4 protein-coding genes are annotated in these 5057 nt (G+C 60.2%); 2 read left to right on the top strand and 2 right to left on the bottom strand.

The window, feature by feature from the left end:
* Positions 1-479: 479 nt before the first annotated feature.
* Positions 480-1679 carry a tyrosine--tRNA ligase gene (gene tyrS, locus ABE456_RS28155; protein ID WP_346646850.1) on the bottom strand — a complete coding sequence of 400 codons (1200 nt, stop codon included), beginning with the start codon at positions 1677-1679 and terminating at the stop codon, positions 480-482.
* Positions 1680-1892: 213 nt separating this feature from the next.
* On the opposite strand from tyrS, the gene ABE456_RS28150 reads away from it, so the two are divergent.
* Complete coding sequence (locus tag ABE456_RS28150; protein ID WP_346646849.1) at positions 1893-3317, top strand: peptidoglycan DD-metalloendopeptidase family protein; 1425 nt, start codon at positions 1893-1895, stop codon at positions 3315-3317.
* A 3-nt stretch (positions 3318-3320) separates the two neighbouring features.
* A complete protein-coding gene (locus tag ABE456_RS28145; protein WP_346646848.1) occupies positions 3321-4412 on the top strand; it encodes an anhydro-N-acetylmuramic acid kinase in 1092 nt (363 codons plus the stop codon).
* 62 nt (positions 4413-4474) lie between these two features.
* Here ABE456_RS28145 and erpA read toward each other — a convergent pair whose 3' ends face one another.
* Positions 4475-4825, bottom strand: a complete 351-nt coding sequence (gene erpA / locus ABE456_RS28140; RefSeq protein ID WP_003255511.1) for an iron-sulfur cluster insertion protein ErpA — start codon at positions 4823-4825, stop codon at positions 4475-4477.
* Positions 4826-5057: the final 232 nt, after the last annotated feature.

Here is a 5057-nt window from a genome sequence, read left to right as displayed (position 1 = left end):
ATTTGCTGTCAAGCGTTTATTTTGAAGTTTTTTGCGAGAAACTCGTTTAGCTTCAAACACTTGACTCGCTGCGATCTCTCGTAGCGGGAGGCGAATTCTACAGCGTTTAAACTCGCTGTCAACCTTCTTCTCAACCGCTGACGATCAGTTGATCGTAGCCCTTTCAGCTCCTTCCGAATCGGCTAACTCGTTGAATCTCAAGGAGTTTGTCGTTCCGTTGTCGCTGGAAGTGGGGCGCATTATAAGGGGATTCGAAAGCGCGTCAACCTTTAATTTCAAGAAATTGAAATATAAGGGGAAAGGACCGCGCCAGGGCTGCCAGATGCTCGCCACAACACCTCTCAAAGCCAAGCCATCGATAGACAGGCCAATAGCCGCCCTGACGCCCAGCAAAAGCAACAGCAACAACCAAACCCCCAAAAACAAAGCGGGGAGGCCTACCGGCCTCCCCGCTTCTATATAGCTACACCACCAGACAATCACTCAGCCTTGAGGGTAACCCGGCCAAACGACTTCTTGCCCGCCTGGCACACATGAGTAGCACCAAGGACAAACATGAAGTCCTTGTCCACCACCGCACCATCAACCTTCACCGCGCCACCACTCAGCAGGTCCCGAGCCTGCGCCGAGTTCTTCACCAGACCAGACCGGTTCAGCACAGCAGCGATCGGCAGGTCTTCCGCCGCAGCCACTTCGATCTCCGGCAGGTCTTCCGGCAACTCGCCTTCCTTCATACGGTTACCCGCAGCACGATGAGCATTGGCCGCAGCCTCTTCACCATGGAAACGCGCAACAATCTCTTCCGCCAGCTTGATCTTGATGTCACGCGGGTTGGCACCATTGGCGACGTCAGCGCGGAACTGCTCGATCTCCTCCATCGAACGGAAGCTCAGCAGCTCGAAGTAACGCCACATCAGCGTATCCGGGATCGATACCAGTTTGCTGTACATCACCCCTGGCGCTTCCTGGATACCTACATAGTTACCCAGCGACTTGGACATCTTCTTCACGCCGTCGAGCCCTTCGAGCAGCGGCATGGTCACGATATTCTGTGCTTCCTGGCCATAGGCGCGCTGCAGCTCACGCCCCATCAGCAGGTTGAACTTCTGGTCGGTACCGCCCAGCTCGACGTCCGCCTTAAGTGCTACCGAGTCGTAGCCCTGCACCAGCGGGTAGAGGAACTCGTGGATGGCAATCGGCTGGTTGGTGGTGTAGCGCTTGTCGAAGTCATCACGCTCGAGCATGCGCGCCACGGTGTACTGCGACGCCAGGCGAATGAAGTCGGCCGGGGTCAGCTTGTCCATCCAGGTGGAGTTGAACGCAACCTCGGTCTTGGCCGGGTCGAGGATCTTGAACACCTGCTGCTTGTAGGTCTCGGCGTTATCCAGCACCTGCTCGCGGGTTAGCGGCGGGCGCGTGGCGCTCTTGCCGCTCGGGTCGCCGATCATGCCGGTGAAGTCACCGATCAGGAAGATGACCTGGTGCCCCAGCTCCTGGAACTGGCGCAGCTTGTTGATCAGCACCGTGTGACCAAGGTGCAGGTCCGGGGCGGTCGGGTCGAAGCCGGCCTTGATGCGCAGAGGTTGGCCGCGCTTGAGCTTCTCCACCAGTTCCGACTCGACCAGTACTTCTTCCGCACCGCGCTTGATAAGCGCCAGCTGCTCTTCAACCGACTTCATAGACAAACCCGCAAGGCTCAGATTCAGGGGGAGCCAACCATACAAGATCGGCCGTCAATTACAAGTTTCGCAAAGGAATGTGACCCGTACACGGGTTTGCGGCGTCTACGCGCCCTTGCGTGAAAATGGATTTGGTTATATTTTATACAGTTATTTCATCTTCATCATGTCATTCATCTTTTCCATTTCACCTTTTTCAAAGTCACCTTGCCCATGACCAACGAACCGCCTAAAGCGCCCCCGCTTTATCCGAAAAGCCATCTGTTGGCCGCCAGCGGCATCGCCGCCCTGCTCAGCCTGGCTCTGCTGGTGTTTCCCTCCAGCGAAGTGGAAGCCAAGAAAACCACCCTCAGCCTCGAACTGGAGAGCCCTGCCGAGCAGTTGAAGGACGAATCCCGCGCTGCGCCCCTGGTACAGGCCGAAGGCGAGCAAGGTTCGCCATTCGCCCGGATCGAAGACGCCGCCCCCGAGACGCAGAAGGCCGAGCAACCAGCAGCCCCTGCCGCCGAACCGGTCGCCGAAGCCGCCAAGGAGCCAAGCCACCGCGAAGTCACCGTAGCCCGTGGCGATACGCTGTCTACCCTGTTCGCCAAGGTCGGCCTGCCGGCCAATGCGGTGCATGACCTGCTGGCCACCAACAAGCAGGCCAAGCAGTTCAGCCAGCTCAAGCACGGCCAGGTGCTGCAGTTCGAGCTCGACAAGGATGGCCAACTGGCCAGCCTGCACAGCAAGGTCAGCAACCTCGAAACCATTCGCCTGACCAAGACTGCCAAGGGCTACACCTTCAACCGTGAAATCAGCAAACCAGTGGTGCGTACCGCCTACGCCCATGGCGTGATCAAAAGCTCACTGTCGGCCTCGGCCCAACGCGCCGGCCTGTCCCACAGCATGACCATGGATATGGCCCGAGTGCTGGGTTACGACATCGATTTCGCCCAGGATATTCGCCCCGGCGATGAATTCGACGTGGTTTACGAGCAGAAGGTGATGGACGGCAAGGTCGTCGGCACTGGCAACATCTTGTCTGCGCGCTTCACCAACCGCGGCAAAACCTACACCGCCGTGCGCTATACCAACAAGCAGGGTAACACCACCTACTACACCGCCGACGGCAACAGCCTGCGCAAAGCCTTCATCCGTACCCCGGTGGACTTTGCCCGCATCAGCTCGCGCTTCTCCGCCGGCCGCAAGCACCCGATCCTGAACAAGATCCGCGCCCACAAAGGCGTCGACTACGCCGCCCCACGCGGTACCCCGATCAAGGCAGCCGGTGACGGCCGCATCGAACTGGCCGGGCGCCGTGGTGGTTACGGCAATACCGTAATCATCCAGCACGGCAACCGCTACAAGACGCTGTACGGCCACATGCAGGGCTTTGCCAAGGGCATCAAGACCGGCAGCTCGGTCAAGCAGGGCCAGATCATTGGCTACATTGGCACCACCGGCCTGTCCACCGGCCCACACCTGCACTACGAGTTCCAGGTCAACGGCGTGCACGTCGACCCGCTGAGCCAGAAGGTGCCAATGGCCGATCCGATTGCCAAGAATGAGCGCCAGCGCTTCCTGCAGCAGAGCCAGCCCCTGATCGCCCGCATGGATCAGGAAAAGGCCACCATGCTCGCAGCGAACAAGCGCTAAGCCATGGCGCTCTACCTGGGGGTAATGTCCGGCACCAGCCTTGATGGCCTGGACATTGCCCTGATCGAACAAGGCGAGCAGCTGGAACTGCTCGCCACCCACTACCTGCCCATGCCCAGCGATTTGCGCCAGGAATTGCTCGCCCTGTGCAGCAGCGGCCCGGACGAAATCGCCCGCGCCGCGCTGGCAGAAAACCGCTGGGCCAGCCTGGCAGGCGAAGGTATCCGCCAACTGCTGGCCCGCCAGGGGCTGCAGGCCGATGCCATCCGCGCCATCGGCAGCCACGGCCAGACCATCCGCCACGAACCGGCGCGCGGTTTTACCGTGCAAATCGGCAACCCGGCCCTGCTTGCCGAGCTGACCGGCATCAGCGTGGTCGCCGACTTCCGCCGCCGCGATGTGGCTGCCGGTGGCCAAGGTGCGCCATTGGTACCCGCCTTCCACGACACACTGTTCAGCCACCTCGGCCAGCGCCTGGCAATCCTTAACGTGGGCGGCTTCAGCAACCTCAGCCTGATCGAGCAGGACAAACCGGTCCACGGCTTCGACTGCGGCCCGGGTAACGTGCTGCTGGATGCCTGGATCGAACGTAAGCGCGGCCAGGCCTATGATGCTGATGGTGCCTGGGCGGCCTCGGGTAATGTGCAGGCGGATTTGCTCAGCGCACTGCTGGCCGACCCGTTCTTCGCCGGCAGCGGCCCGAAAAGCACCGGCCGCGAGGTATTCAACCTGCCCTGGTTGGATGGCCACCTGGCCCATCTGCCCGCTTACCGCGACGAGGATGTGCAAGCCACACTGCTGGAGCTGACCGCACGCAGCATCATCGACTCGCTTGGCAATGCCCAGCAAGGCACCGAAGCGCTGCTGGTTTGCGGTGGTGGTGCGCGTAACGGCGCGCTGATGGCACGCCTCGGCCAATTGCTGCCCGAGGCCCGCGTCGCCAGTACTGGTGCTCATGGCGTGGACCCGGACTGGGTCGAGGCCATGGCCTTTGCCTGGCTGGCCCATTGCTGCCTGGAAGGCATCGCCGCCAACCGCCCCAGCGTCACGGCTGCCAAGGGCCTGCGTGTATTGGGCGCGATCTACCCGGCATAGCTGCTACGCCAGAAAGCAAAACGCCGCGCAATTGCGCGGCGTTTTTCGTTTTTGACCAGGCTTCAGATCGAGAACGACGACCCACAGCCACAGGTGGTGGCGGCATTCGGGTTCTTGATCACGAAACGCGAGCCTTCCAGGCCTTCCTGGTAGTCCACTTCGGCGCCAGCCAGGTACTGGAAGCTCATCGGGTCGACCACCAGCGACACGCCTTCGCGCTCGACGATGGTGTCGTCTTCGGCCACATCTTCATCGAAGGTGAAGCCGTACTGGAAGCCCGAGCAACCACCACCGGTCACGAACACCCGCAGCTTCAGACGTTCATTGCCTTCCTCATTGACCAGGTTCTTCACCTTCTGGGCTGCCCCATGGGTGAACTCCAGACCGGTAGGGGTGAAGGTTTCGACGCTCATGTTGATTCTCCCGGCGCGCTAGCCGTCATAAAACTCGATGACGCGCATTATCCGCTTTCCCGAGAAAATCGGTCAAGAATTGTGCGGCTTTAGTCGCGACATACAAAAAGGCCCGCACGACGCGTAATGCTGTTCACTTAAGCATTTGAGTCCGAGCCAGGGTTTCTAGAAAATCCGATACCAGCCCCCTGGTATCGGATTTTTTTATGCCCATTCAGCAGCAATTGCTCGA

It is taken from the genome of Pseudomonas sp. TWI929 (assembly GCF_039673335.1).
GTDB lineage: Bacteria > Pseudomonadota > Gammaproteobacteria > Pseudomonadales > Pseudomonadaceae > Aquipseudomonas.
Note: the sequence above shows the minus strand (reverse complement) of the source record. Positions and strands in the feature narration are given on the sequence as shown.